Annotated in this window: 5 protein-coding genes; 4 read left to right on the top strand and 1 reads right to left on the bottom strand. The window is 37.7% G+C overall.

All coding sequences use genetic code 11. The annotated features are described in order from the left end of the window. The 4 genes from Q0Q96_RS02470 to Q0Q96_RS02485 form a co-directional block, all read left to right on the top strand. A partial coding sequence (locus Q0Q96_RS02470) for a T9SS type A sorting domain-containing protein (protein WP_293871330.1) occupies positions 1–2,194 on the top strand: 2,194 nt, incomplete at its 5' end. A 130-nt stretch (positions 2,195–2,324) separates the two neighbouring features. Continuing rightward, positions 2,325–2,957, top strand: a complete 633-nt coding sequence (locus Q0Q96_RS02475; RefSeq protein ID WP_293871333.1) for a 7-carboxy-7-deazaguanine synthase QueE — start codon at positions 2,325–2,327, stop codon at positions 2,955–2,957. A 3-nt stretch (positions 2,958–2,960) separates the two neighbouring features. Continuing rightward, the gene (locus Q0Q96_RS02480; RefSeq protein ID WP_293871335.1) at positions 2,961–3,725 is read left to right on the top strand and encodes an energy transducer TonB; all 765 of its coding nucleotides are present in this window, start codon (positions 2,961–2,963) and stop codon (positions 3,723–3,725) included. A gap of 10 nt (positions 3,726–3,735) precedes the next feature. Beyond that, positions 3,736–4,893, top strand: a complete 1,158-nt coding sequence (locus Q0Q96_RS02485; RefSeq protein ID WP_293871337.1) for an aminotransferase class V-fold PLP-dependent enzyme — start codon at positions 3,736–3,738, stop codon at positions 4,891–4,893. 152 nt (positions 4,894–5,045) lie between these two features. On the opposite strand, the gene Q0Q96_RS02490 is transcribed toward Q0Q96_RS02485, so the two are convergent. Continuing rightward, on the bottom strand, positions 5,046–5,740 hold a 695-nt coding region (locus Q0Q96_RS02490; protein ID WP_293871340.1), incomplete at its 5' end, for a class I SAM-dependent methyltransferase.

Below are 5,740 nucleotides of genomic sequence, written 5' to 3' on the forward strand. Positions count from 1 at the left end.
AGCGTCAACTACAACATTATCAACAGGAAATTATTATGTGTCACAAACTGTAAACTCCTGCGAAAGCGCAAGAACAACTGTTGGAGTTACTATAAATACAACTGCTGCACCAACAGCATCATCACAAACATTTAATAATTCAGCTAGTGTTGCTAATTTAGTGGCAATAGGAACTTCTTTACAATGGTACAGCAATGCATCAACTCTAGTACCTTTAGCATTAACCACGGCTTTAGTGAGTGGTACATATTATGTATCACAAACAATTAATTCATGTGAGAGTGCTAGAACATTAGTTTCCGTGACTGTTAGTATAACTCCTACGGCACCGTTATCTAATTCACAAAATTTTTGTAATTCGGCAGTAGTTGCCAATCTAGGCGCGACCGGAACCTCTTTGCAATGGTATAACGTTGCAACTGGGGGAACACCTTTAAGTTTAAGCACACCTCTAACCACTGGAAATTATTATGTAACCCAAACTGTTAATTCGGTGGAGAGTCCAAGAACATCAGTTGCTGTAACCATAAATACAACTGTTGTACCAACAGCAGCTCCACAAACTTTTTGCAGCGGGGCAACTGTTGCTAATTTAGTTGCAGCTGGAAATGCATTACAATGGTACACAGTAACAACGGGTGAAACACCTTTGTCATCAACTACGGCTTTGATAAGTGGTAATTATTATGTCACACAAACATTAAATTCTTGTGAAAGTTCTAGAATTTTAGTTACGGTAATAGTTAATTCAACTGTTGCTCCTACTGCTACCGCGCAGCAATTCTGTAGTTCTGCTACGGTTGCTAATTTGGTTGCTACAGGATCATCTTTACAATGGTTTACAGTCTCAAATGGTGGGACGGCTTTAGCACCATCGACAGCAGTACTGAACGCAAATTATTATGTTTCACAAACCGTAAATTCTTGTGAGAGCCCCAGAACATTAGTTACAGTAACAGTAAATTTGGTGCCAGCTGCGCCATCAGCCTTGCCACAAAGTTTTTGCAATTCAGGCACTATCTCAAATTTGGTAGCAACGGGAAATGCTTTACAATGGTATTCAGTTGCGACAGGAGGTGGCTCACTCTCATCAATTGCATCGTTAACGACGGGGAATTATTATGTATCACAAACGATGAATTCTTGCGAGAGTCCAAGAACAATGTTTGCTGTAACAATAAATACAACACCTTTACCAACAGCATCATCACAAATATTTAATAATGCAGCGACAGTGGCAAATTTAATTGCTAGCGGAACATCATTGCAATGGTATAACGTTGCCATTGGAGGAACTGCGTTGACATCCGCTACAGCTTTGTCTTCGGGGAATTACTATGTTTCCCAAACAATAAATTCGTGTGAAAGTGCCAGATTATCGGTAACAGTAACCATAAATGTAGCACCAACGGCTACTGCACAATCTATTTGTTTATCGGGCACAGTTGCAGATTTGGTGGCTACAGGAACAGCATTAAAATGGTATAACGTTGCTTCAGGGGGATCAGTTTTACCATTATCTACCGCTCTAGTAGCTGGGAATTATTATGTGTCACAAACTGTAAATACCATCGAAAGCCCACGAACAACCGTGGCAGTAACTTTAGTAGGCGTACCAATTGCTAAATCTATCCGTTCCTCCACAATTTCTGGAAGTACAACCTCACCGATTTGTACTTCTACGACCAAAATTTTAAATGTAAGAACAGGTTATGTAGCAACCAGTATTATTTGGGAAACTGCTGTTGTCGCTTTGAATTCTGGTACAGTCCCAGCATCTTCGGATTATTCGATTATAAGCGGTGCATCAGGACCAAGTTATACTGTAACAAACGCAGTTGCTGGGAAAAATTATTTTAGAGCTAAATTTATAAATGGGAATTGTAACACTTCGGGAGTTTACAGTGCGCCTTTTGTAGTATATTATACGGTATGTGCTGCTAACAGACTATTTTCCGTTTACAGTTATCCAAATCCGTATACTGATAATTTCAGCTTAAACTTAACCACTACTAGTGAGGAAAAAGTTGGAGTTGCCGTATATGACATGACCGGAAAATTAATTGAAGAACGAGAGTTAAATTCGAGCGATATATCAGAATTAAAAATAGGAATTGGTTATCCTTCAGGAATATACAACGTTGTGGTTACCCAAGGTGGAGAAGTAAAAACTACACGGGTTATAAAAAGATAACTTAATTAATATAGAACACTAAAAATGCCGTCTCAATTTGATTGAGGCGGTTTTTTTGTTGCAAACCATTTTCATATTTTCAAATTAACTCACTGCCTAATCATTATATTTGCCAATTATTATTCAAAAAATGGTATCAAAAGAAGTACAATTAGCGATCGAAAAAGGAGAAATGTTACCGCTCATGGAAGAGTTTTACACCATTCAAGGCGAAGGATTTCACACAGGAACAGCGGCGTATTTTATTAGAATTGGTGGTTGCGATGTGGGTTGCCATTGGTGTGATGTAAAAGAAAGTTGGAATGCTGAACTGCATCCGCCAACTGCTACCGAGATTATTGTTACCAATGCAAAAAAATACGCCGATACTGTGGTCGTGACAGGCGGTGAACCGTTAACCTGGGACATGAAATTACTGACACAAAAATTAAAAGAAAATAACTTAAAAGTACACATCGAAACCTCTGGAGCTTATCCTGTTTCTGGAACTTGGGATTGGTTTTGTCTTTCGCCAAAGAAAAATAAATTACCGGTAGCCGATGCTTATGCGATTGCAAATGAACTAAAAGTGATTATCTACAACAAACATGATTTTATTTTTGCCGAAGAACAAGCTGCGAAAGTAAACCCTAATGCTATTCTTTTCCTGCAACCCGAATGGAGTAAAAAAGAAGAAATGACGCCGCTTATTGTAGATTATGTAATGAATAATCCCAAATGGAGAGTGTCGTTACAAACTCACAAATATTTGAATATTCCTTAGACTATGAAGAAGATTTTAATTTTTATAATATTGTGTTTTAGCCAAATAAATTATGGCCAAGGAGGAGAATATAATGATGTTTATCCAGCAGACGTCATCTCACCAGTCTTTAATGGTGGCGGAATGGAAAAGTTTAATGAGTATGTCAATAAAGAATTTGATTATTCCAAAGTAACAAAAGGAGGAAAGCTAGAAGCTGCTTTTACTATTGACGAAGAAGGAAATATAACCAATATAAGGATTGTTCAAATTTTAGATATGGAGTCGGCAACAGAATTCATCAGGGTTTTGAAAAAATGTCCAAAATGGCAACCAGCAAAACAAAACGGCAAACCATTTAGTGTGAAAATTAAATATCCAATGGTTTTTAAGGAAAGGGAACAAAAGCAAACGGAAATTAAGAATGATGAACAAAAACCTATTACTAGCTCAGATTCTGTTTCTGACAAGATATATGAAATGTCGACAGTTGAATCCAAACCTAAATTTGGCGGAGGATTAAGAAAGTTCTACGAGTATATAGGTATGAACTTTAGAGTTCCTGAAATAGAAGGTCTAAGAGGTAAAGTAGTTGTATCCTTTGTTGTTGAAACAGATGGAAGCTTAACAGATATTGAAGTGCTAAAACATATTGGATATGGTACAAAAGAGGAAGCCATCAGAGTTCTGAAAAAGTGTCCAAAATGGAACCCTGCAACTCAACAGGGTATCCCGGTTCGTTGTATCTATAGCTTGCCAATTTCTATACAATCTTCTACAGGATATTAAACAATCTAACATGAAATCACAATTCCTATTAGACCAAAATATCACTTTTTTAAATCACGGCTCCTTTGGCTCTTGTCCTAAACCCATTTTTGAAGAATACCAACGTTTTCAAAGAGAATTGGAATCTGACCCGGTTGAGTTCATTACCAAAAAGCAACCCAAGTATTTAAAAATAGCTAGAGAAAGTTTAGCTAGGTTTGTAGGTTGCCAGGCACAGGATTTGTTCTTCACTTCCAATCCAACGTATGCTATTAATGTTATTATGCGAAGCATAAAGCTAAATCCCGGAGATGAAATTTTGGCTACCAATCACGAGTATGGAGCAATGGACAGGACCTGGAATTTCTATTGCAAAAAATCAGGAGCAAAATACATCCGGCAAAATATCAGCTTACCGGTTGTGTCTAAAGAACAGGTTATTGAAGAATTCTGGAAAGGCTATAATCAAAACACTAAAGTAATTTTCCTAAACCAAATGTCGAGCGCTACCGCATTGATCTTTCCTGTAAAGGAAATTTGTGACCGGGCTAAAGAATTGGGTTTGATTACCATTGTCGACGGCGCGCATGTTCCGGCACATATCGATTTAAATATTTCAGCACTAAATCCGGATTATTACACAGGAACCTTGCACAAATGGATGCTGGCTCCAAAAGGCAGTTCATTCTTATATGTAAAACCCAAATTGCAAAATGATTTAGAGCCTTTGGTAGTAAGTTGGGGTTACGAAAGCGTGGCGCCGGGCGAAAGCCAGTTTTTGGATTATCACGAATTGCAGGGAACCCGCGATGTTTCGGTTTTTTTGTGTACACCAACAGTTGTGAAATTTTTAGAAGAAAACAATTGGAAAGCTGTTTCAAAATCCTGCAGGCAGATTGTTTTGAACAATTACCAACGCTTTTGTGATTTACTGAATACAAAACCACTTGCTCCAATTACTGCTGAATTTTTAGGACAAATGGCGAGCGTTCCAATCAATACAGATAAACCGTCAGAGTTGAAGGATATGTTGTATGACAAGTATAAAATCCAGGTTCCGGTAATGCCTTTGAATGGGAATTATTATATTCGATTTTCAATCAACGGGTATAATTCTCAAGAAGATTTAGATATTTTATACAGTGATTTAGAAGAAATTATTAATACAACAGATTTGATTCAACTCTAGATTTCCTAGCCCAGATAGTAACGGCATCCTTTCACACCTGTCAGGTTTTTAAAAACCTGACAGGTGTGAAAGATATAGTGGATAGCTGGAAACAGCTCCTAAAGACCGAACTGGCGAAGCAAATAGCTCCTTAAATAAATTCAGAATAAATCCTAAAACAGTTTTGCTAAATAATCAAAGTGTTTACCTTCCATAATCAGTTCGCATTGCAAACCGTTGGCATGTGCCGCATTTTGCAACGTATTATTATCCATATAAAGCCAGGGAAACGGTTCTTCGGTTTCGCCTTTGTAGCTAACGGTAAAAGTCAATTCGCCATAATAACCGTCCGCCGGAACTAAATAACTTCCGTCATCATCTGTATCAAACATATAAATGATATCCGAACTGTCTATCAGGATTTGACCATTAGGATTCAAAAGCGATTTTAGTTTTTGGAGGTATTTCGAAGTTGCAGCTAATGTTCCAAAAATCCCTGTGCCGTTCATCAATACTAAAATACAATCAAATTTTTCGGCTGAAAATTCTAAAATATCCTGAACGCATGCAGCTTTCAAACCGCGAAGTTGGCAAGCTTTGATTGCATTGGGTGAAATATCAATAGCGGTAACGTCAAATCCTTTTTCCTGTAGATACAACGCATGACTTCCGGCACCGCAACCTACATCTAGAATTTTTCCTTTGCAAAGCTGCAAGGCTTTTTTTTCGAGCTTGGGCATTTCATTGAAACTTCTGAAAAGATAGCCAACACTCATTGCATCCGCTTCCGAAATGTTGGTTTCCGTAATCAAATCTTCAGATGAATTTTGAGTCTGGAAATCGAGTATCGCTTTGCCGAAAAGATCTT

It is taken from the genome of Flavobacterium sp. (genome assembly GCF_025352015.1).
Lineage (GTDB): Bacteria > Bacteroidota > Bacteroidia > Flavobacteriales > Flavobacteriaceae > Flavobacterium.